Raw genomic sequence first — 20,700 nt, 5'->3', positions numbered from 1 at the left:
CTCAGAAGCCGCAGATCTCGACCAGCTTTTCCTGGGTCCTCGGCCCTGGAATGCCGTCGACCTTGAGCGGCGGATAGCTCTTCTGGAAGAGCTTCACCGCACGGGTCGTCTTCGGTCCGTTGATGCCGTCGACGCGGCCGGCCCCGAACCCCAGCGCGTTCAACCGGAACTGCACCCCGGTGAGATAGTCGGGCCGGGGAGCGCTCTTCTCGCCGGCCTTGATGACGACCTCCGGCATGCGGATCACGGGCCTGCCGTTCCGGCGCTCCTTGAAGGCGGCGAAGCTGCCCTTGACGATCTCCGCAGGGGCCGGGTCCTGCTTCGTCGGCGCCGAGGTCGCGGCGACCACCACCGGGGCAGCCAGCTCGATGCCGTCGGCGGTCTCGATGGCGGTGACGCCTTCGATGACGACGGCGACGCCCTTCAGCAGCGATAGCCCCTGCTCCAGCACGCTGGTGAACGCCATTCCGTCCACCGCGCCGACCGCCTGACCGCGCATCAGGCTGATTCCGGCCGAATCCACCGCGCCATAACCCAAGGAGTTCACCAGGCCTTCGAGCGTCGCCTGGAAGCGCCCGCCATAATCGGCGAAGCGCATCCGGCCGAGCGCGTCGCGCGCCGCGATGACGCTGTGCTCGATCACTTCGCCGCGCGTCGTCGTGCAGCGGATCGCGAAGATCGTCACGCCGTTCTCGCCCTGGGCCAGCCGGACGACCTCGTCCACCGAGCGCGGGTTGGCGAACCGCTTGATCTTGACGCCCTGCGAAATCAGGAAGTCGAGCACCTCATGGACATGGGCTCCCAGATTGCGCAGCCCCGAGGAATCCGTGCCGATCGAGCTCAGCGGCTTGCCGACCGCCTTGGCCATGTCCTTCACGGTGATGAAGTAGTTCTTGCCGCGCAGGATCGACATCGCATTGTTGACGGCCTGGAAGGTGCAGGGGCCGTTGACGCCCTCGACCTGGACCGCAAGCCGGATCTGCCGAAGATGCGCGAAGCGGGACAGCATTCCGCCGGCCTTCCCGAGCGGGCCGAGAATGGCGAGCAGGCGCAGCGCGTCCTTGCCGAAGCCCTTGACGCCGCCCTGTGCCATGCCCTCGCCGAAGCGCAGCACGTCGACGAAGCCGGCACCTAGCTCCATCGAGGTCTGGACCCCGGTCGCGACCGTCACGGCCCACCACTGCGGATTGTCCTGCACCCATTCGGTCAGGATCTTCTCGGTCTCGCGCTTCTGCTTGTCCCACCAGTCGGCATATTCGGACAGGGCCACGGGCGTCTCCATGCAGCCGGCACCTCGGGCGCGGACGAAACTCTCCCGCGCACCGATGCCTCGGCGAAATGCGACCGGCCCGCGCCGCCCCGACGGCGGTGCGGGATGCAGCCGGCCGCTGTTGGTCGCAGCGGGGCCGCCGCAGGTTCACGCCACGCGATAGGCGAAGCTGCCGTCCTCGACGGTCACCGCAGCCTCGGTCAGCGGCTTCTTCTCGAGCTGCAGGTTCAGGATCGCGCGCGAGAGCGCCGGCAGCATCGAGTTGGTGATGATGTTGTCGATCATGCGTCCGCCCGAATCCGGGTCGTTGCACTGGCCGACGATGTGCTCGACCACCGCGTCGTCATAGACGAAGGCGGCCTTGTGGTTCTCGCTGAGCCGCTTGCCGATGCGCCCGAGCTGGAGCCTGACGATCCCGGCCAGCATGTCCGAGGACAGAGGATAATACGGAATCGTCACGAGCCGCCCGATCAGCGCCGGCGGGAAGACCTTGAGCAGCGCCGGCCTGAGCGACACCGCCATCGCCTCGGGATCGGGCTTGGCCGCGCCGTTGGCGGACATGTTCATGATCTCGTCGGTGCCGACATTCGAGGTCAGGATGATCAGCGTGTTCTTGAAGTCGATGCGCCGGCCGGTGCCGTCCTCCATCTGGCCCTTGTCGAAGACCTGGAAGAACAGCTCGTGCACGTCGGGATGCGCCTTCTCGACCTCGTCCAGCAACACCACCGAATAGGGCTTGCGCCTGACAGCCTCCGTCAGCCGCCCGCCCTCGCCATAACCGACATAGCCGGGAGGCGCGCCCTTCAGCGTCGAGACGGTATGCGCCTCCTGGAACTCGCTCATATTGATGGTGATGACGTTCTGCTCGCCGCCGTAGAGAGCTTCAGCCAGCGCCAGCGCCGTCTCGGTCTTGCCGACGCCGGAAGGGCCGCAGAGCATGAACACGCCGATCGGCTTGTTGGGGTTGTCGAGCCGGGCGCGGTTGGTCTCGATCCGCTTGGCGATCATGCCGATGCCGTGGCCCTGCCCGACGACGCGCTTGTTCAGCGTCTCCGCGAGATTGAGCACGGTCTCGATCTCGTCCTTGACCATCCGGCCGACCGGGATGCCGGTCCAGTCCGAGACGACCGAGGCGACCGACTGCTCGTCGACATGGGCATAGATCATCCGGTTGGCCGGATCGATCTCGCTGAGCGCGGCGAATTTGGCGTTGAGCGCGGCGCGCGAGTCTTCGGGATCGGCCGTGGCGAGCGGCACTTCCGCCTCCGCCGGAGCGGCTTCCTCCGCCTGGCCCTCGGCGGCCGGTTTGGCTGCCTCGGTCTTCGCCTCGCCGCCCGGCGCCTTCTCGCCGAGCTTGGCCCGCAGCGCCTTGATCTCCTCGACGATGGCGAGCTCGCTCGCCCAGGCGGCTTCGAGCGCCGTCAGCTTGTCCTGCTTCGCCGCGATCTCGCCCGCGATCTCCTCCAGCCGCTTGGCGCTGTCGGTGCCGAGATCGGCATCCGAGGTCAGGGCGGCCTTCTCCTGCTCCAGCGAGGCGATGGCGACGCGCGCATCCTCGATCGCCGCCGGCGTCGCGCTCTGGCTGATCGCCACGCGGGCGCAAGCCGTGTCGAGCAGGCTCACCGCCTTGTCGGGTAGCTGACGAGCCGGAATGTAGCGGTGGGACAGCGAGACCGCCGCGACGATCGCCGCATCGGATATGCGCACCTTGTGATGCTTCTCCATCGGGCCGATCAGCCCGCGCAGCATGGTGCAGCAGCGCGCGACGTCCGGCTCGTCGACCTGCACCGGCTGGAAGCGCCGGGTCAGCGCCGGGTCCTTCTCGAAATACTGGCGATATTCCGACCATGTCGTCGCCGCGATCGTTCGGAGTGTGCCGCGCGCCAGAGCAGGCTTCAGCAGGTTCGCGGCATCGCCCGTGCCGGCCTGCCCGCCGGCGCCGATCAGCGTATGCGCCTCGTCGATGAACAGGATCACCGGCGTCGGCGAGGACTGCACCTCGTCGATCACAGAGCGCAAGCGCTGCTCGAACTCGCCCTTCATCGAGGCGCCGGCCTGCATCAGGCCGATATCGAGCGCGCAGACCTTCACGCCCTTGAGCGGCGGCGGCACGTCGCCGGCCGCGACGCGCTGGGCGAAGCCCTCGGCGATCGCGGTCTTGCCGACGCCGGCCTCGCCGGTGAGGATCGGGTTGTTCTGGCGCCGCCGCATCAGCACATCGATGACCTGGCGGATCTCGTCGTCGCGTCCCAGGATCGGGTCCATGCCACCCTCGCGCGCCTTGGCGGTGAGGTCCTGCGAGAAGCGGTCGAGCGCGGTCGTGCCCTTCGGCCCCTCGGCGGCGTCCGCGCCCGGCGTACCGGCGGCGCGCAGCCCCGAACCGTCCATCGGCCGCAGGTTCTCCTCCTGCGAGCCCTCCCAGATCTTGCCGTAGCCGGCCGCAAGCTCCTCGACGGGGATCTTGGCGAATTCCTTTGACAGGCCCGTCAGCACCCGGCGCAGATCGTTCGACTTCAGCGCCGCCACCAGCAGGTGCCCGGTCCGGATCTGCGTCTCGCCGAAGAACAGCGTCGCGTAATGCCAGCCGCGGTCTAGGATATCGACGATACCGTTGGCGATGCCGGGCATCTCCGTCTCGTTGCGACGAAAGCCCTCGACCACGCTGCCGAGCTCCATCAGCAGCTTGGCGCGGTCGAGCTTGTAGTGATCGGCGGTCAAGGTCAGATCGTTACTGCTGCCCTGCAGGATCTGCAGCAGCCAATGCGCCAGCTCGACATTGCGATTGCCGGCGCCCTTGGCCTGCCGGAGAGCCTGCAGAAAAGTGTCGTAGCCGATGCGGTTGAGTTTGCCTGTGACGGCTTCGAGGCTGATATCGGCCATGGTCGTCCCCTTCGGTGTCAGTTTTGGCCGGCGCGGCTGCGTTTCAGGCGCATGCGCTCGGCGGGATGGAAACGGGCGTCGCGGCGCAGGGCGCCCTCCTCGATGGTCCAGTTCGGCGCCATCCAGCTGGTCCAGCCGAGCTGCCCCGACTGGCCGAGCCGCATCGGCTTGACCTCGCCAACCGGCAGCGCGAGCTCGACATCCCATTCGAACTGCTCACCGAGATGCAGGAAGACGGCATCCGCCAGAGGTTCGCAGCGGTCTCCCTCGGGCAGGAAGCGCTCGAACTCGGCAAGGTCGCGCGCCACGATCTTCACGCGGAACTTGTCCTCGACGCTGTAGACGCTGGCGCCGAGCAGCGCGTCTGCGCCGAGCGTGCAATGCCCTGCGCCGAGCTGCGTCCGGTCCGCCGGATCGAAGGTGAGGCGCATGCCGACGAACTGCTCGATCTCGACGTGAGCCTTGAACAGCCCCGCCAGGAAGCGCTGCAGCCGCGAGGCCGATTTCGCCTGGGCGCCGATCAGCCCGGCATGGGCGAGCTTCTCGGCATCGGGCACGCTGTCACGATCGAGATAGGGCTTCGAGCCCACCCCGATCATGCTGCCGATATAGGCGGCGAAGCGGTCGAGATCCGGCCGGTCGTGCTGGGCGATCGGCCGGGAATCGGCCCAGGCGCGGTAGAAGAGCTGCAGGAAGCGGTGGTTGAAGATGTCGAGGAATCGCGGGAACGCGTCGTCCCGCGCGATCTGCCATTGATAGCTCTCCTCGGTCGTCGCCAGCGGCAGCGCGCCTTGCGGGCCGAGCAGGCCGAGGAACTTCACGAAGAGCCTGAGCCGTCCCTGCGCATCGCGGTCCGCCGCGGCGATCGTCGAGGCCGGGAAGTCGAGGAAGGCCTGCTCGCCCAGCGCGACATATTCCTCCTGCCGCGACGCGACAGCGCCGATGCGCCCGCGTTCCGGGAAGCTGCGCTCCAGCCGGCGCAGCACGGCGTAGAAGTCGAAGCGCCACGGCTCGGCTTCGAGCTGCGCCTGGTAGCTCGCGGCCTTTTCCGTGGAGCGTGCGGCTTCCTCGCTCACAGGATGCGCCTCGATCCGGCTCGCGGCGGAAACCGCATGACCTCGCCGCGTTCGACCGTGCGGATCACCGTCTGGGCGAAATGGTTCATCGCCGCGTATTCGGCGAAGAAGCGGTCGAGAACCGCCCCCAGCAGGAAGACGCCCGAGCCTTCGAAGGCCTTCTCGTCGAGCAGCACGGTGATCTCCAGCCCGCGCGCCGCGCCCGTGCCGGCCCGTTGCGGGAAGCGGCGGACGACCGGGCGGCTGTCGACCTCCTTGATGCCCCGGATGCGACGCTCGGTGGCGCTGTCGGCGAGATCGGCGAAGAGCGAGAGCAATTCGCGCAGGGCCTCGCCGTTGCCTCCCGCGCCGCGCTGGACGAGGCCGAGCTGGTTCAGGCTGAGCAGGTTGATCAATCGCCACGTCACCACGCCGGTCGAGGCCGTCTCGGCACGCAGGCGCAGCTGCGAGACCACCGGCTCGCGCGGCGGCGTCGGGCCGGCAAGGCAGGAGACATCGAGCGAGACGTTGTCGATCAGCCGGAAATCGGCGCCGCCCACGCCGGTCGGCAGATGTTCGGTCAGGTGCCGGTTGGAGCAGAGCGCCCGCACGCTCAATTCGGCAACGGAGTGGTTGTCGTCGACCCCCGCCGGCTCGACCAGCGAGATGAACATCTCGGTCCCGGTATAGTCGGAGACCCGGCCCTGGCGGCGCTCCGCCGAGGACCGCCGCCGCGGCAGCCGCCGCTGCGTGTAGTGCAGCCCATGGACCGGAGAGGCCCCTTCCGGCGACGAATAGAGCGGGTGAACCGGCTGCTTGTCGCGGCCGCCGGCATAGTGGGCATGGACGGAAAGGATGCTGTGCGGCTCGTAGTCAAGCGCGCGGCTCCGGTCCGGCACGACGTGGAACTCGTGCTGGTTGCTCTTCACCGGGATGCGGTCGGCCGACTTCTCGAACAGGTTGACCGCCGGTGCGGCGTAGAGCGCGAACATCTCCTTGCGCACGGCGCCGGGCAGCCGGGTATTGATCTCGTCGAAGACGAAGATCAGCTCGACCGTCTTGGCCGTGAGCTTCGGCAGGATGTCACCGAGCCCGGCGAGCTTGAAGCCGATGAACTTGTGCGGAAACCAGAAGAGCTCGCGCAAGAGCTCGAAACCGCGGAACACCCGTGTATCCGTCGGCAACAGCGCCTCGTCCTCGTCGAAGCCGACCTGTTCCAGGCGACAGGCGTCGCCGGGGGTCACGACCGGATCGCCGAACGCGTCGAGATGCCGGAAGTGGATGCCGATGCAGTTCGCGAACAGCTGCTCGTAGAGCGCAACCGCATCCGCCTCGTTGCCGAGCAGGTGAACGGGAAGCTCCTTGGTCCGGCAGCCGGCGAACCAGCTCGCCGGATTCTTCAGCGCCTGCGCCGGTGTCGGCTCCTGCTCCGCATCCGCCATCACCCGATGGGTCAGCGTCAGTCGCAGGCCTGCGAGCGCACGCCCGCCGATCGGCAGGCCCAGCGCCTGCAAGGTCCCAGGCGTCGGAATATACTCCGCCGCCGTGATCTCGAAGGGCCACAACGTGACGGAACGTCCCAGCCGGTAGCGGCAGGCGATCCGCCGCTCGCGCTCCAGATAGCTGGCGTCGAGATAGGCGCCGCGCGGGATGCGCACGCCCTCGCGCAGGGCCGGGTCGGAATAGAGCGGCGTGATCCCGGCCAGCAGGGCGGAGGGGGTCGGCGCGAGATAGTTCGGCAGGAACTGCTCGAGCAGATTGTTGGTGAACTCGGGAAACTCGTGCTTCAGCTTGAGCTGGACGCGCGCGGCGAGGAAGGCAGCGCCTTCCAGCAGTCCGCCGACCATCGGGTCCATCCGCTCTCCGACCAGCCCGCCCAACCGCTCGGCGATGCCGGGATATTCCTCGGCGAACTCCTTGCTGTGTTCCATGAACAGCCGGAGTTCCTGATTGTAGAGGTCGAGAAACTCCTGGTTCATCGCATCAGCGTCCCTTGATCGCGATCTTGCCGGTGTCGAGTTCGAGATCGGCGACGAACTCGACCGGCACGTTCAGGGGCTCGCAGTTGAGATCGGCGCGAACGAGAAACCGCACCTTCAGCTCGGCGCGGTCGAGCGAATCGTCCCGCTCGACCGCGATCGATTTGCGGATCAGGCGCGGCTCGTAGCTCATCAGGGCCGCAGTGAGGTCTTCGCGGATCACGTCGACGCGGTGCTCGTCGATCGACAGCCGCGTCATGTCGGGAAAGCCGTGGTTCAGGATGGAGCGGCGGACATGCTCCAGGCCGGACAGGTCGACGGCCGAGGCGAAGTTGATTGTATTGACCAGCGCATCGAGGTCGAGCCCGATCTCGCGGCGCAGCTTCGGCTCGGTGATCGCGGCGCGCGGCGCCGCGCGCCGTTGCGCGATGACGCGCTCGCCGCCCTCGCCCCGCAGGTCGAGCGCGGCCTTCGCATCCTTCTCCAGATGCGCCTCGCGGAATGCGAACATCAGGGGCGGGCGCAGCCGCTTCTTCGAAACGGGATCGGCCATGGATTTCCGGTCGCCGGACAGGGCGCGCCGGCCCCGGATGTCCCGGAGCCGGCGCGGCCTGGCTTACTTCTTGTTGGCCTTGAGATCCCAGCTCATCGGAACCGGGGCATCGAGCGTGCCGTCCTTCTTCTGCGGCCGGTAGTCGAACTTGATCTTGGCGTAGTTCAGCGAGAACTGGTCGGTCGGGATGCCGTTGCCGCCGGCAGCGTCTCCCGAGGCGTAGCTCGACACGAGCAGGTCTTCGAGCGTGATCGTGTAGAACTCCTGCTGGTCCTCGCCCTGCTTGCGCACGTGCAGGGTCGCCTTGGAGATGTGCTTTCCGTTGGCGCAGAACAGCGCGATCGTCGGCGAGGCCTTGCTGGTATGCGTGGTGAAGTGCACGTCCTGGAAGCTCGACTTGCCGGCGCCGCCGCCGGCGCCCATGGCGAAGGAGCCCGCGTTGCTGATGCCCCAGGAGAAGGACTGGACCTCGATCGAGTCCTTGATCTTGCTGTCGACCGCTTCGCCTTTGACGCCGTCGATCTCGAGCAGAAAATCACTGGCCATAATTGCCTCCGAAAAATGTGAACGACTGGAATGCTCGCTCCTGCGAGCGGGTTACGGGCGCACTTCTCCTGCCGCGCCGCCTCGACCGGCAGGCACGCCGAAGACTTCTCTTGTTGCCGTCACCTATCGCTCAGGTGACGGTCATTGCTTGGGAGCTGGCAGTCGCGACACCAGGCTCAGGCCGATATCCATGCCCTCGAGCTGGAAGTGCGGCCGCAGATAGAACTTGGCCGAGTAGTAGCCAGGGTTCTCCTCGTCCTCGAAGACGTCGATGCGCGCGTCGGAAAGCGGGCGCCGGGCCTTCGTTTCTTCGCTGGAATTGACCGGATCGCCGTCGACGTACTCGGTGATCCATTCCTGCAGCCAGCGGCGCAGAGGCTCCTTTTCCTTGTAGGAGCCGATCTTGTCGCGAACCATGCACTTCAGGTAGTGCGCGAAGCGCGAGACCGCGAACATGTAGGGCAGCCGCGCGGAAAGGTTGTCGGAGGCTGTCGCCGCGACGCCGTCAGGCCCGGAGAAGGCCTTGGGCTTGTAGAGCGACTGCGCGCCGATGAACGCCGCCTTGTCGGTGTTCTTGCGGTGGATCAGCGGGATCAGGCCCGACTTCGCCAGCTCGGCCTCGCGCCGGTCGCTGATCGCGATCTCGGTCGGGCACTTCAGATCGACGCCGCCATCATCCGTGGGGAAGGTATGGGTCGGCAGGTTCAGGACCTCGCCGCCCGACTGGACGCCGCGGATGCGCGTGCACCAGCCATATTCCTTGAAGGCGCGGTTGATGTTGACGGCCATGGCATAGGCCGCGTTCATCCAGGCGTATTTGTCGCCCTTGTGGCCGTCGGTATCCTCCTCGAAGGCGAACTCCTCGACCGGCTCGGACTTCGCGCCGTAAGGCACGCGGGCGAGCACGCGCGGCAGGCAAAGGCCGACATAGCGGGAGTCGGCGGCGTCGCGCAGGCCCTTCCAGGCCGCATAGTCCGGCGTGTCGAAGACCTTGCCGAGATCACGCGGGTTGGAGAGCTCGGTCCAGGCATCCATGCCCATCAGGTTGGGATCGGCGCCGGCGAAGAAGGGTGCATGGGCCGCGGCGGCGACCTTGGAGAGATCGCGCAGGAGCTGCACATCCGTCGCCGTGTGGCTGAAGTGATAGTCGCCGACCAGACAACCGAAGGGCTGGCCACCGAGCTGGCCGAACTCCTGCTCGTAGACCTGCTTGAACAGCGGGCTCTGGTCCCAGCGCGCGCCGGGATAGGTCTTGAGGTTGCGGTAGAGCTCGTTCTTCGAGACGTTCATAACCTTGATCTTCAACTGCGAGTCCGTCTCGGAGTTGAAGACGAGGTAGTTGAGGCCGCGCCAGGCGCTCTCGAGCTTCTGGTATTCCGGCGCGTGGATTACTTCGTTGATCTGCTCGGTCAGCTTGGCGTCGAGCCGGGCGATCATCTCCTCGATCGTGTCGATGACGTCGCCCTTGATCAGGGTCGAATCCGCCAGCGCCTGGTTGACCAGGGTCGCCACGGCGTTTTCGACTTCCGTCGCCGCGCGCTCGGTCTTGGGTTTGAAACTCTGCTTCAGGATCGACGAGAAGTCGTCGATCTCGCGCGTCTCGACTGCTGCCCCGCCGGGCTGTTGGGTCTGTGCTTCCGCTGCCATTGCCGCCTCGTTCGCTTCGCCGCCTGCGGGCCCGCAACGCGGGCCCGCGCCCCGTCTCAGTTCTGCGCTTCGCCTTCGGGCTTGTCGCCCTTGCCGAGCTTGTCCTTGAGCGCCGCCATCAGTTGCGGATCCGCGAGCAGCGCCTTGATCTGGTCGCTCGCCGCCATCTTGCCGTCCATGTAGCGCAGCAGGTTGGCGAGCTGCTCGCGCGCCTCCAGCAGCTTGGCCGTCGCCGGGATCTGGCGCGCGATGGCAGCCGGGTTGAAATCCTCGAACTTGCTGAACTTCAGCGCGACCGAGAGCTTCTCGTTTTCGTCCTCGCCGAGCTTGTTGGGGACGTTGAAGTTCACCGCCGGCTCGATCGCGGCCATGCGCTGGTCGAAATTGTCCATGTCGAAGTCGAGGAACTTGCGCTGCGAGATCTCGGGCTTCTCAACCGCCGAGGCGTTGCCCGACAGATCGGCCATCACCCCCATCACGAAGGGAAGCTCGATCTTCTGCTCGGCATTGTAGGGGTCTTCGTAGGTGATGTGCACCCGAGGCGGCCTGTTGCGACGGATGAACTTCTGCCCTGAATCTCCGGCCATGATGCATGCCCCTCTGGAAATCCGACCGCGCTGACGCAGCGCGATACTCTATAGAACTTCATGCTTCTTCGATATAGTCTCGTCATCGCCACGAGAGGTTCAAATCAATCGCCACCTTCTGTCCTAACTGTCGGACTCCGGCAGTTGCGCCACCTCGGGTAGGATATTGCCGAGCAGCGACATGAAATCATGCTGCGCCAGGGCACAGGCCTTGTCCATGAGGAGCGGAGTGGGATGCGACGGCTCCACTTGCCGGTAGAAGGCGGCGACCGCCTTCATCGCGCTGACGGCCTCGGTGCGGTTACCGATCACGATCGCCGCGACCGCGGGCTCGCCGGGGGGATGAGCCTCTTCTTCCGTGACGGCCGCTTCCGCATCGTCCGCGGCCTCGCCGTCACTCTCGCTCCCGTACGCGCCGTCGCTCTCGTAGGCATCGTCCGAACCGCCGGCGTAGCCTTCCTCGCCGTCTCCCGCCTCGGACCCATCGGGCGCCGGCAGGCGCTCCAGCGGCAACCGGAACCGGCGCAGCTCGCCGATCTCCAGAACCGCCTTGTCGATATGGTCCGGGAACATGATCTGGATGACCTCGATCAACGACTTGCCGATCAGCTGCTGCGCCTGCCCGATCAGGAGGACAGCCGGGCTCGACGGCTCGGTTCTGCGAAAGTAGCCGAGGCAGGCGGCAAGCGTATCCTTCACTTGGATGATGCTCGACAGGCTGCCGGGACCGAAGCTCGGGGCGCTGGCTGCCGGGTTCTGCGCATCGTTCGCCGCCGGCGCTGCCACAGCGGCCTGATGGCCCGGCACGCGCCGCGCGGCCGCAGCGTCCAGGAAGCCGGCGATCTGGTCCAGGAGCGCCGCCAGGCGCGGAAAGCCGAGCGGATGATCGACGCCCACCTTCTCCAGCCAGGTCGAGCGCAGGCGCGCCAGCGCATCGCGGGCGGCGTTGATGCGGGCGAGGATGGCGGCCAGCTCGTCGACATCGACTTCGGCAAGCGCCGCCTGGATCGCCCCCGCATCCGGATGCTGCTCGCCTTCGACCAGCTTCGTCTCGCCGGTGGCGACGAGCTGACTGCGGAAGATGAAGGCGCCGATCCGCCGGCTGGTGAACAGCGGCGCGTGCTGCAGCGGCAGCACCACCGTCGGCAGTTCGTCGAGCCCCTGCAGGGCGACCTCGCGCATGATGACGTCGCCGTTCATGGCGCGCGGATGGACCGCATCCCAGTTCTCGCCGAGGATGTCCGCCATGGCTGAGAGGCAGTCGACGAAGCCGCCGACATCGCGATTGAGGATCGACAGCTTCGCCGCGAGCACGAACAGCCGCAGGTCCTGCGAGCGAGCCATCAGCTTGCCCAGATCGGCGAAGGCGGCGGGAAACTCGATGCTCGTGCGGTCGAAGGCGACCTGCCGCCCCTCGTCGTCACGGCGGAAATACGCGGTCGGCAGCGCGACCTCGAGCCGCGCCGTGACGTTCATGAAATCGACGTCGTCCTCCAGATCGGGCCCGCAGGGACCGTCCTCCACGAACGGCTTCGACAGCTCCACGAAATTCAGTGCGGCCATGCCTCTCCCCGCAATGCCCCTGCTCGCTAGGCGAAGCGGCGGCCGGCACCCTGCCCGGTCCGCCGCCCGCGCCTCAGTTGGTACGCAGGCGGGTCTCGACGCGGCGGTTGTCGCCGGAGAGCGGATCAGCCACCAGCGGCTGCGTCTGGCCCAAGCCCTTGGCGACCAGGTTCTCGGTGTTGACGCCCTTCTCGCCGAGATAGCGGACCACCGCCTCCGCACGCCGCTCCGACAGGTTCATGTTGTAACTGGGCGTGCCCGCCGCATCGGTATGACCCTCGACCATGAAGGTCTTGCCGGTGAGCTCCGGCGTTTTCAGGGCCTTGGCGAACTCGTCGAGATTGACCCTCGCCTCCGGCTCCAGCACGTCGGAATTGTACTTGAACTTGACCACGAGATCGAAGGCGCTCGGCGGCTTGGCGACCTCGACCGCGTGACCGGCCTTGGCGCATTCGGCCTCGGTGCCGATGCACAGCCCGCGGGTGACGCCTGCGGCCGGCTTCGGCGCGACGCCGGGCTGGAAATGCTTGATGATGTCGTCGGCCTTGTAGGTCTGCGCCACGGCGCCACCGGCCATGGAGAGAACCATCGAGCCCGTCAGAGCGACGAATGCAACGAGTGCGGTTTGCTTGCGCATGGGAGCCCTCCCGATGAGGTATGCCATTCGGCGAATGAAGACTTCAGGAGTCAACGATGACTCTGAGAGTTAGTTACGTCAAGGGCAATTCAGGTTCAATCGACGAGAGGTTTCGTTGATGCCTTCAAATCCAGGACAAGAACAGAGAATTGCATCTTTTGTGACGCCAGCCGGCAAAGATGAATTTTCTCTTATCCGCTTCGACGCGGATGAGGCTCTGAGCGAGCTGTTTACTTATAAAGTCGACGCCATCAGCAAAACTGAGAATGCCGACCTGCAAAGTATCATGAGCGAGAAATGCTCGATCAAGTTCACGCTCAAGAACAAGAACGAGCGTGTCCTGAATGGTACGCTGGTCGATGCGCAGTGGCTCGGCCAGCAGGACGATCTCCACGTCTATCGCTTCACGCTCAGGCCGTGGCTCTGGCTGCTTTCGCAGCGCTCGGACTGCCGCATCTTCAAGAACAAGACGGCCGTCGACATCATCAAGGAGATCTTCAAGAAGGAAGGCTCGGCGAGCTTCGACGATCGCACCAGCGAGACGCTGCAGCCGATCGACTACTGCGTGCAGTATCGCGAGACGGATCTGGATTTCGTGCTGCGCCTGATGGAGCAGTACGGCATCTACTACTATTTCAAGCATGGCGACGGCGACCACAAGCTGGTGCTCTGCGATTCCCGCTCGGGCCATGACGAGGTCATGCCCAGCGCCGAGTCGAGCTTCGACGGCGACAGCTCGATCTTCGCCTTCGTGCCGCCCGGCAGCCGGTTTCCGCGCGCCGATGTCGAGCATCTGACGCAATGGTCGACGATCCGGCGGCTGCGCACCGGCAAGGTCGAGCTCAAGGACTATGATTTCGAGAAATCGGAGTCCGACCTCACGGCCCGCGCCGAGGAAGGCTTCGCCAAGGCCAAGTCCTACGAGGCCTATGATTATCCGGCGAGCTACACCAAGCGCGACCAGGGCGAGCATTTCGCCCGCGTCAGGGCGCAGGCCGAGCAGGCGAAGGACGATCGCCGCTATGCGAGCGGCGAATCCCCCAGCCTCTATCCCGGCGCCCTGATGAAGCTCGGCGACCATCCCTCGGGCGGCGAGAACGCGGAATATCTCGTCGTCCGAGCGAAGCATTCGCTCGGCGGCCAGAGCTACCGCTCCGGACAGCAGGACGAGGCCTTCTACAACGGCTCCTTCGAGCTGCAGAAGAGCGACCGGCGCTTCCGCGCGCCGCTCGTCACCCCGCGCCCGAAGGTCTACGGGCCGCACACGGCCAAGGTCGTCGGCGAGAGGAACCAGGGCGAGGAAGGCGACATCGACGTCGACGAATACGGCCGCATATGGCTGCGCTTCCACTGGGACCGCGAGGATGGCTCGACCTCCTGCCGCACCCGTGTCGCGCAGATGTGGGCCGGCAAGAGCTGGGGTGGGCAGGTCATCCCGCGCATCGGCCAGGAGGTGATCGTCGAGTATATCGAAGGCAATCCCGACCTGCCGCTCGTCGTCGGCGCCGTCGTCAACGACCAGCACAAGCCGCCCTACGACCTGCCGGCGAACAAGACGCAATCCGGCCTCAAGTCGGAATCAACCGACCATGCCGGCTTCCCCGACACCTACAACGAGATCAAGTTCGAGGACCTCAAGGACAACGAGGTCCTCGAAATGCGGGCCGAGAAGGACCACAAGGTCACGGTCAACAACATCGAGACGCGCGAAATCGGCGAGCGTTTCCAGGGCGGCAGCTATTCGCGCGAGACGACGCTCAAGCTCGGCGACGACAAGCTCGACATCCAGAACGGCAAGCTCGACGTCGAGGCCCTGACCGAGATCAACCTGAAGGTCGGAGAAAGCACGATTAAGATGACGCCCGGCAGCATCGAGATCAAATCGCCGACCATCACCATCCACAGCCAGGCCATGACCGAGGTGAAGAGCGACGGCACTGTCGTCGTCAAAGCCCCGATGGTGACGATCAACTAGCCGGAGCCGTCATGTCACGCCTGCGCTTCAGCACCGCCCGCGAAGTGTTCGAGACCTACCCCGCCGCCCATCAGGCGGTCACCATGCCGCCTACGACGGAGCCCCCGCTGAGCTTTCTCGCAAGGCTGCTGAAGGGGCCGGCGCCGATGGAGGCCGCCGGCTTCTGCGCCTTTCTGCTGCCGCGCCGGGAGGCGGTATGGTGGGCGCTGCAGGCGGTGCGCTCCATGCAGCCGCCCGGCATGCAGGACCCTGGGCTCGCCGCCGCGGAAGCCTGGGTGCGGGAACCGGGCGACAGAACGCGCTTCGAGGCCCTGCGGCAGGCGCAGTCCGGCGACCGCTCGCGGCCGGGCACCTTCGTGGCCTGGGCCGCGGGCTACTCCGGCGGCAGCATGTCGGAGGGTCACCCGATCCCCACCCCGTCGGACCTGACCGCCAAGATGGCGCGCATCGCCGTGCTCAACGCGATCAACCGCCTGCCGGCGCGCGATCGCGAAGGCGCATTGCGCGCCTGCGTCGAAGCGTGCATTCGTTTGGCCGAAGACGAGGCCGGCAGGCGCTGACGCGCAAGCCGGAACGAGACCTGTGCGATGGCGTTGACACTGACGATCGAGAACGAGACCTCCCTGCCCGACGGCGGTCCGCTCAGCGTGACGACGAGCGGCGGGCGCGGTCTCGACATCGGCCGGGACCAGCATCTCGACTGGGCGCTGCCCGATCCGTCCCGCGCCGTCTCCGGCCGCCATTGCGAAGTCCGCTTCCGCGACGGCGCCTGGTGGCTGCGCGACATCTCCACCAACGGCACCTATGTCAATGGCGGCGAGCACCGCGTGCAGTCGCCCTATCGCCTCCAGCACGGGGACCGGCTGGAGATCGGCCATTACATCATCGCCGTGACCATCGACGAGGAAGCCGGCCAGGCTTCGGCGCAGGCCGCCTCGGCAGCGCCTCCTCCCTACGCCGCCAGCCCGGAATCGCTCTGGGCCCCGAGCGAGGAGGCCGCGCCGCCGATCGCCCGCCGGGACCTGATGCCGCCGAGCCATGCCAGGCCGGTCCATGCCAGCTTCATCGACTGGGCGGCCGACATCCCAACGCCGGCGGCGGAGCCGGCCCCGCCTGTGGCACCCTCGCACGGCTGGCCATCTTCGCCACCACCGGCCGCTCCTCAGGGCGACGATTTCGCCTGGGCGCCGTTGCAGCCGGCTCCGCTCCCGACGCCAGAGCCGATGGCGCCGATTCCCACGCCGCGCCGGCCCACCGCCAGCGGCCCCGTCGCGGCAAACCCCTGGGACGAGCCGCCCGCGACAGAACCGGCGCCCGAAACGGCGCCGGTCGAGCCCGTGGCCGCGCCGGCCGCAGTGCCTGTTCCCCCTTCCGGTCCTGCTTCGTCGAACGCCCCCGCCGGCATCTCGATGGGCGAGTTCATGCAGCGTTTCGCCAAGGGCGCCGGGGTCTCGCCGCAGGCGCTGGCGATGCAGGATCCCGGCGCCTTCGCCGAGCAGCTCGGCGGGTTGATGCGGCTGATTGCCGAGGAGCTGAAGGGGTTGCTCGCGGCCCGCGCCGAAAGCAAGCGCATTGCCCGCAGCACCAACCAGACGATGATCCAGGCGCAGGACAACAATCCCCTGAAGTTCTCGCCGACGGTGGACGATGCGCTGCAGCTGATCTTCGGCCAGCCGCGCAGCGGCTATCTCGATGCCAGGCGCGCTTTCGACGAGAGCTTCCGGGACCTCAAGGCCCACCAGATCAAGACCTATTCGGCCATGCAGCACGCCCTGCGCATGCTGGTGGAGGACCTTGACCCGCAGGCCGTCGCGGAGTCGACCGCGCCGGAGGGCGGCATCGGCGGGCTGATCGGCTCGCGCAAGGCGAAGATGTGGGATGCCTATGTCGCGCGCTGGGAAGCCAAGACCGCCCCCTATGAGGACGGGCTCGTCGACGCCTTCATGATCTATTTCGCCGAGTGCTACGACCGCGGCGGCAAATAACCTTGGCCTGGCCGGTGGCGGCTCAGCGCTTCGCCGCCACCGCCGTGATCTCGATGCCGTAGCCGGGCGAGGCCAGCTTCGCCTCGACGGTGGCGCGGGCGGGCGCGTGGCCTCTCGCCACCCACTTGTCCCAGACCGCGTTCATCTCGCCGATCCGGCCGATGTCGGTCAGGAATATCTGGACGCTGAGGATACGTTCCTTGCTGCTTCCGGCATCGGCGAGCGTCTCCTCGAGCAGCGCCAGCACCTCCTCGGTCTGCTCGGCGAGCGGGCGCCCTTCGGTCTTCTCCGGCACATGTCCGGCCAGGAAGACGATGCCGTTGAAGATGGCGGCGTCGCACCAGCGGGCCGTCAGCCCGATGCGTTCGATGGTCATGGCGAATCCTTCAGGGTTCGGTGGAGGCAGGTCCGGCTTGGCGCCCGGTCCCGCGCCGGTCAAGCCGCACGCATCGCCGCGGCGGATCGCCGGCACCGGCCTCGCCTTCGGCGCGTCTTCTCGACCGGGAAAAAGGATTCAGCATTAACGACTTATGCGCCCTTCCTGAATCAGTTCGTCATCATCCGCCGATGATCACGGTCGGCAGGCCCATGATGATCTTGTTGGGTGGCCCCAGCGCCTCGAGAATGGTGTCGCCCATGCGGCAGGCCGGAAGGTTGTTGATCAGCACCGTCTGCGATCCGTCGATGACCACGCCGGGTCCGTGCGGCTGCGGCGGCATCAATGTCAGGCAGTTGTGGATGTCGGCGCCTCCGGCTCCACCCGTGATCGTCGAGCTCATCGCCGAGAGCGCCGCGGTCTTGGCCGCTTCCTCCGCCGCCTTAGCAGCCGGCGCGCCAGGAGTGCCCGCGGCTGCGAGCGTCGCGGCGGCAGCGGCCTGCAGCGTCGCGTCCGAGGCAGCCTTCGCCGCCTGCATCGCGGCGGCCGCCGCGGCCGGGACCCCGCGCCAGGCCGGCAGGTTGCCGATCAGCACGTTCGGACTGCCGGGGCCCGGCTGCAGGATGCCCGGCAGCGGGTGGACGACCGGGTCGGTGACACGTGCGGCAGGACCTTTCGGCATGATCGCCTCCGGCGGTGGACAGGCTCGCTTCCCTGACGACTGCCGCGAAACTCCGCCAGCCGCATCCTTCAAGTCAATGACGGCGCCTCGCGCGCGTGACGCTAGCATTTCGGCTGGTGACGCTGGGACATGTCCCGGATAAACTCAAGATGCCTGCCTTGGAGTGAGCGAGACCGGGATGTCGTGGTACAGCAAGGTCGTCTGGTCGGAAGGGCTGTTCCTCAGGCCGCATCATTTCCAGCAGAGCGACCGCTATTTCGAGAACCTGCTGGAAAGCCGCGTCCGCAGCGTCACGCCCTATCCCTGGGGCTTCTCGGTGTTGGAGATCGACCGCGACCTGGCCCAGCAGAGCCGCATCGGCTTGCGCCGCGCGGTCGGCGTGATGCCGGACGGCACGCCCTTCGCGATGCCGGACAACTCGCCGCTGCCGGCCGCGATCGAGGTGCCGGAGAACGCCGCCGGCCAGCTCGTCTGGCTTTCGCTGCCGCTTGCCGCCGCCAATACGCGGGAGGTCGATGACGCGCTGAACGGCTCGGCCAGCCGTTATCTCCCGGCCAATGAGATGTTGATCGATTCGACCGCCTCGCTGCGCACCGAGGAGGACATCGACGTCGCCCATCCGCGCCTGGCGCTCGAACTGCGCAAGACCGCCAAGGCCGGCTATGTCGGCCTGGCGCTGGGCCGCATCCTCGAAGTGCGCGACCGCGCCGTGCTCTTCGACGAGAAATTCGCTCCGCCGGTGCTGGTCTGCTCGGCCTATCCCGTGATCGAAGGCTGGCTCGACCGCGTCATCGGCTGGATCGACAACAAGCTGGAGGAGCTCGCACGCTACGCCGCCGATCCGACGGCCGGCGGCGGCCTGCAGAGCGCCGATTATTTCGTGCTCCAGCTCCTCAACCGCAACATCCCGGTTCTGAAGCACATGCGCCGCTCGCGCTTCGTCCATCCCGAGCGGCTGTTCACCACCTTCGCGGCGCTGGCGGGCGAGCTTGCGACCTTCACCACGGCCGAGCGCCGCGCCCGCGACTATCCAGCCTACGATCACGACGATCTGGAGAACTGCTTCGCTCCGGTGGTGCGCGACATCCAGGACTTCCTTTCGGCCAATCTCGGCCGCCGGGCGATCCGGCTGGAGATCGTCGAGCGCGCGCAGAACGCCTTCATGTCGACGATCCGCGACCGCAGCCTCGTGCGCAACGCGACGCTGGTTCTCGAAGTCGCGGCGCGCCGGCCATTGACGGAGATCCAGGCGCAGTTCCCGCAGCTCTTCAAGGTCGGCCCCAACACGAAGATGAACGAGATCGTCCATGCCCATCTGCCGGGCATCAACCTCGTCCATCTGCCGACGCCGCCGCCGCAGATCCGCGCGCTCACGGATCATGTATACTTCTATCTCGACCGCACCTCGCCGCTCTGGCCGGAGTTCAGCACGGCGAGTTCGATCGGCATGCATTTTTCCGGTGACTGGCCCGATCTCGAGCTCGAGCTCTGGGCCGTTCTGGAGGGCAGGCGATGAGCGACCCGGGTTCGCCTTCCGACCCGTTCGGCCGTTCCGAGCGGACCATCATCAGGCCGAACCCCGGCGGGCGCCGCGCGCCCCTGCCGCCCGCTCCCGCCGCGCCCGCACCGGGCGCGCCGCAGGCGCCCCAGCCTTATCAGCCACCGCAAGTGCCCTCGCCCGGCGTGCCCGGCACGGGCGACGAATGGATGTCGCAACCGGCGCCGATCCCGCAGCGGCAGGCTCCGCCGCCTCCGGCCGGCGGCCAGTCCCTGCCCCGCCGCGACCAGTTGCTGACGCCGAACGCCAACCCGCTGCTGCGCGCCGCAGGTCCGCTCCTGCTGCTGCTCGGACGGATGCGCGCCAACCTCTCGAATGCGCCCTTCGCCCAGCTCCTTGGGCAGGTCGGCGATTCCATCGAAGCCTTCGAGCACGAAGTCCGCGCCGCCGGCGTCTCGCACGAAGCCGCACAGACCGCGAAATACGTCATCGCTGCCAGCGCCGACGACATCGTCCAGAACATCCCCGGCGACGACCGCCATGTCTGGACGCAGTACAGCATGCTCTCGCGCTTCTTCGGCGAGCGCATCGGCGGCGTGCGCTTCTTCGAGATGCTCGACAAGGCCAAGGCCGACCCGTCGGTCAACTACGACCTGCTGGAGCTGATGCATGCCTGCCTGGCACTGGGCTTCCAGGGCATCCACCGGACCTCGGCCGGCGGCGCCAACAACCTGCAGATGATCCAGCGCAGCCTGTTCGAGACGCTGCGCCGGGTGAAGCAGCCCGACCCCGAACTCTCGCCGCGCTGGCGCGGACAGGCGATCGCGCAGGCGCTCGCCGGCTTCAAGGTGCCCGTCTGGTCGGTGGCAGCGATCGCGGCCGTGGCCCTGCTCGGCGTCTATTTCGTCTTCCGCGCGCTGCTTGCAGGCAATGCCGAGGCGGCCTCGACCGCCCTGCTCTCGGTCCATCCCAAGGGCGAGATCGGCATCATGCGCAAGGTGTTTTCGGCTCCGCCGCCGCCTCCCCCGCCGCCACCGCAGCCGCCCAAGGTCTGCGCCGCGGTGCAGCCGCCGATCACCTGCCAGGTCACGCCCAACGTCATCATCGTTCGTTTGGCCGGCATCGCATTGTTCGAGGCGGGCCAGGCGGCGGTGCGCAGCGAATTCCAGCCGCTGATCGAGCGGATCGCCGCCGTGCTTGAACAGGAGGGCGGTGCGGTCAAGGTCGTCGGCCACACCGACAGCGTGCCGATCCGCACCGCGCGCTTCCCCTCCAACGTCGTGCTCTCGCAGGCCCGGGCCAAGGCGGTGGGCGACCTGCTGAAGGCCAAGCTCAGCAAGCCGGACCGGATCAGCACCGAAGGCAAGGGTGCCGACGTGCCGATCGCGCCGAACAGCACCGCCGCCGGCCGCGCCCAGAACCGGCGCGTCGAAATCCTGATCCAGCGGCAGAACTGAGGGGGCGCGC

At 67.1% G+C, this 20,700-nt stretch carries 17 protein-coding genes; 5 read left to right on the top strand and 12 right to left on the bottom strand.

Annotation, left to right across the window (positions count from 1 at the left end):
• Position 1: 1 nt before the first annotated feature.
• The 10 genes from BGO20_RS15455 to BGO20_RS15410 form a co-directional block, all read right to left on the bottom strand.
• Positions 2-1,270 carry a peptidoglycan-binding domain-containing protein gene (locus BGO20_RS15455; RefSeq protein WP_291664374.1) on the bottom strand — a complete coding sequence of 423 codons (1,269 nt, stop codon included), beginning with the start codon at positions 1,268-1,270 and terminating at the stop codon, positions 2-4.
• 147 nt (positions 1,271-1,417) lie between these two features.
• On the bottom strand, positions 1,418-4,150 hold the full coding sequence (gene tssH, locus BGO20_RS15450) for a type VI secretion system ATPase TssH (protein ID WP_291664375.1): 2,733 nt from the start codon (positions 4,148-4,150) through the stop codon (positions 1,418-1,420).
• A gap of 17 nt (positions 4,151-4,167) precedes the next feature.
• Complete coding sequence (gene tssG, locus BGO20_RS15445) at positions 4,168-5,226, bottom strand: type VI secretion system baseplate subunit TssG (RefSeq protein ID WP_291664376.1); 1,059 nt, start codon at positions 5,224-5,226, stop codon at positions 4,168-4,170.
• Complete coding sequence (tssF, locus tag BGO20_RS15440; protein WP_291664377.1) at positions 5,223-7,184, bottom strand: type VI secretion system baseplate subunit TssF; 1,962 nt, start codon at positions 7,182-7,184, stop codon at positions 5,223-5,225. The genes tssG and tssF overlap by 4 nt, the downstream gene beginning before the upstream one ends.
• Before the next feature lie 4 nt (positions 7,185-7,188).
• Positions 7,189-7,737 (bottom strand): GPW/gp25 family protein, encoded by a 549-nt coding sequence (locus tag BGO20_RS15435; protein WP_291664378.1) that lies wholly within the window; start codon positions 7,735-7,737, stop codon positions 7,189-7,191.
• A gap of 63 nt (positions 7,738-7,800) precedes the next feature.
• Entirely contained in the window at positions 7,801-8,283 is a 483-nt protein-coding gene (locus tag BGO20_RS15430; protein WP_291664379.1) for an Hcp family type VI secretion system effector, read from the bottom strand.
• 141 nt (positions 8,284-8,424) lie between these two features.
• On the bottom strand, positions 8,425-9,930 hold the full coding sequence (gene tssC / locus BGO20_RS15425) for a type VI secretion system contractile sheath large subunit (protein WP_291664380.1): 1,506 nt from the start codon (positions 9,928-9,930) through the stop codon (positions 8,425-8,427).
• A 56-nt stretch (positions 9,931-9,986) separates the two neighbouring features.
• Complete coding sequence (tssB, locus tag BGO20_RS15420) at positions 9,987-10,517, bottom strand: type VI secretion system contractile sheath small subunit (protein ID WP_291664381.1); 531 nt, start codon at positions 10,515-10,517, stop codon at positions 9,987-9,989.
• 123 nt (positions 10,518-10,640) lie between these two features.
• Positions 10,641-12,080: a type VI secretion system protein TssA gene (locus tag BGO20_RS15415; RefSeq protein WP_291664382.1), complete on the bottom strand. Its 1,440-nt coding sequence runs from the start codon at positions 12,078-12,080 to the stop codon at positions 10,641-10,643.
• Positions 12,081-12,153: 73 nt separating this feature from the next.
• Positions 12,154-12,717 (bottom strand): OmpA family protein, encoded by a 564-nt coding sequence (locus BGO20_RS15410; RefSeq protein WP_291664383.1) that lies wholly within the window; start codon positions 12,715-12,717, stop codon positions 12,154-12,156.
• 118 nt (positions 12,718-12,835) lie between these two features.
• Here BGO20_RS15410 and BGO20_RS15405 point away from each other — a divergent pair, with 118 nt between their 5' ends.
• The 3 genes from BGO20_RS15405 to tagH are packed head-to-tail and all read left to right on the top strand — an operon-like array spanning position 12,836 to position 16,677.
• Positions 12,836-14,692, top strand: a complete 1,857-nt coding sequence (locus BGO20_RS15405) for a type VI secretion system Vgr family protein (protein ID WP_291664384.1) — start codon at positions 12,836-12,838, stop codon at positions 14,690-14,692.
• A gap of 11 nt (positions 14,693-14,703) precedes the next feature.
• A complete protein-coding gene (locus BGO20_RS15400; protein ID WP_291664385.1) occupies positions 14,704-15,252 on the top strand; it encodes a DUF6931 family protein in 549 nt (182 codons plus the stop codon).
• Positions 15,253-15,279: 27 nt separating this feature from the next.
• On the top strand, positions 15,280-16,677 hold the full coding sequence (tagH, locus tag BGO20_RS15395) for a type VI secretion system-associated FHA domain protein TagH (RefSeq protein ID WP_291664386.1): 1,398 nt from the start codon (positions 15,280-15,282) through the stop codon (positions 16,675-16,677).
• A gap of 22 nt (positions 16,678-16,699) precedes the next feature.
• On the opposite strand, the gene BGO20_RS15390 is transcribed toward tagH, so the two are convergent.
• Positions 16,700-17,053: a RidA family protein gene (locus BGO20_RS15390; protein WP_291664387.1), complete on the bottom strand. Its 354-nt coding sequence runs from the start codon at positions 17,051-17,053 to the stop codon at positions 16,700-16,702.
• A 181-nt stretch (positions 17,054-17,234) separates the two neighbouring features.
• Positions 17,235-17,735, bottom strand: coding sequence for a PAAR domain-containing protein (locus BGO20_RS15385; protein WP_291664388.1), 501 nt, complete (start codon positions 17,733-17,735; stop codon positions 17,235-17,237).
• Positions 17,736-17,913: 178 nt separating this feature from the next.
• On the opposite strand from BGO20_RS15385, the gene tssK reads away from it, so the two are divergent.
• Positions 17,914-19,251, top strand: a complete 1,338-nt coding sequence (gene tssK, locus BGO20_RS15380) for a type VI secretion system baseplate subunit TssK (RefSeq protein ID WP_291664389.1) — start codon at positions 17,914-17,916, stop codon at positions 19,249-19,251.
• Positions 19,248-20,690, top strand: a complete 1,443-nt coding sequence (gene tssL / locus BGO20_RS15375) for a type VI secretion system protein TssL, long form (RefSeq protein WP_291664390.1) — start codon at positions 19,248-19,250, stop codon at positions 20,688-20,690. Before tssK ends, tssL begins: the two co-directional genes overlap by 4 nt.
• Positions 20,691-20,700: the final 10 nt, after the last annotated feature.

It is taken from the genome of Allobosea sp. 67-29, from assembly GCF_001898115.1.
Classification (GTDB): Bacteria; Pseudomonadota; Alphaproteobacteria; order Rhizobiales; family Beijerinckiaceae; genus Allobosea.
The sequence above is the reverse complement of the archived record's forward strand: the minus strand, read 5'-3'. Positions and strand labels throughout refer to the sequence as shown.